3 protein-coding genes and 1 tRNA gene are annotated in these 1,778 nt (G+C 53.7%); all 4 read right to left on the bottom strand.

The features are described 5' to 3' along the window. A partial coding sequence (locus AC1DH9_RS28450) for a SurA N-terminal domain-containing protein (protein WP_477809264.1) occupies positions 1-625 on the bottom strand: 625 nt, incomplete at its 3' end. 101 nt (positions 626-726) lie between these two features. After that, positions 727-803 (bottom strand) — tRNA-Asp (locus AC1DH9_RS28445). 53 nt (positions 804-856) lie between these two features. Beyond that, a complete protein-coding gene (locus AC1DH9_RS28440) occupies positions 857-1,129 on the bottom strand; it encodes an HU family DNA-binding protein (protein ID WP_477809263.1) in 273 nt (90 codons plus the stop codon). Between the two features lie 147 nt (positions 1,130-1,276). Beyond that, positions 1,277-1,778 (bottom strand): S16 family serine protease (locus AC1DH9_RS28435; protein WP_477809262.1); only part of this gene is annotated, 502 nt, incomplete at its 5' end.

The raw sequence follows: 1,778 nt of genomic DNA, 5'->3' as shown, positions 1-1,778 counted from the left end.
CTTCATCGGTGAGCTTCACCGCCGCAAGATCTGCCTTGACGTTCAGGGTCGCGAAATCGCGGGTCTGTTTTTCCAGACGAGCGAAAGCCTGCACCTGTGCATCGGTGACAAAACCGCTACCTGCCAGACCGGCACGCAATTGGCCGATCAGCATTTCCTGAGCCAGCATCTGGCGGAACTGCATACGGCTGTAGCCCAACTGACGGATCACCTGGTCGAAACGCTCAGGACTGAACTTGCCGTCGACCTGGAATTCAGGCGTTTGCAGGATCACTTGGTCCAGTGCAGCTYCGGAGAAAGCGAATTTCGATTTTTCTGCGCCTTGCAGCAACAGTTTGCGGTCGATCAGCCCTTTCAGAGCAGCTTCGCGCAGCATTTTTTCATCAAGCAAGGATGCATCGAAATCCTTGCCCAGCTGTTGCATGAGTTGACGGCGTTGCATATCAACCGCCTGACTCAGCTCGTTCTGGCTGATTTCTTCACCATTCACCTTGGCCGCATCATTACGGTGGGTAGTGGCCTTGAAGATGGCGTCGAAACCGGTCAAGGCCATCAGTGCAACGATGACCCCGATAATGGTCTTGGCAATCCAGCCTTGTGAATTGTCCCTGATATTCTGCAGCATGCGTCCCCCAGAAACGGTTGAACTTCAAATTAGGCAACCGTGGAGCGTGGGTAGAATCCGGATAGAAGAAAGGCGCATCCGAGGATGCGCCTTCTCGTAACTGGCGGAGCGGACGGGACTCGAACCCGCGACCCCCGGCGTGACAGGCCGGTATTCTAACCGACTGAACTACCGCTCCGCTGCCAAGTCAGGAATGACCCCGACCCGGATAGGCAAAAAACCGAGTGAGGCTTAGTTAACAGCTTCTTTCAGTGCTTTACCGGCTTTGAAACCTGGTTTTTTGGCTGCTGCGATTTCCAGCGTCTTACCGGTCTGTGGGTTACGACCAATGCGAGCTGGACGATCAGTCACGGAGAAAGTACCGAAACCAACCAGAACAACAGAGTCGCCAGCCTTGAGAGCGCCAGTGACGGATTCGATTACAGCGTCCAGCGCGCGGCCAGCAGCAGCTTTCGGGATATCAGCGGATGCAGCGATARCATCAATCAGTTCCGACTTGTTCACTCTAAGTCCCCTTATATCTATTTGAGATGATTCTAAGTTTTTTGGTGAAAGCAAAAACGAGTGCTGAATGGCCTACAGACACTTAAGAGCCGCTTTATAACAAGGGCTCTAAAAAGCTGTCAAGAAAGCCCCCCAGGCTAATACGTACTAGTGCGTGCTAATTCTTTCCTTAGAGTCAGACTCGCGTTTGTCATCCTTTGCAACTATCTCGGGAGCCACATCCGGCAAGGGCTCCGGCGCGTATTGCAGCGCAATTTGCAGGACCTCGTCAATCCATTTAACCGGTTTGATCTGAAGATCTTGCTTGATATTGTCAGGAATTTCCTTCAAATCGCGAACATTCTCTTCAGGAATGATCACTGTCTTGATCCCGCCGCGGTGTGCCGCCAACAGTTTTTCCTTAAGTCCACCGATCGCCAGAACCTGGCCGCGCAAGGTAATTTCGCCGGTCATTGCAACATCTGCGCGTACAGGTATGCCGGTCAATGCCGACACCAGTGCCGTACACATGCCTACACCCGCACTAGGACCGTCTTTGGGCGTCGCCCCTTCCGGCATGTGGATATGGGTGTCGCGCTTCTCGTGGAAGTCCAGCGGGATCCCCAGGCTTTTCGCGCGGCTGCGAACTACCGTCAACGCAGCTGTGATC

It is taken from the genome of Pseudomonas sp. 05T35, assembly GCF_056396605.1.
This window is presented reverse-complemented; position numbering and strand designations above follow the sequence as displayed.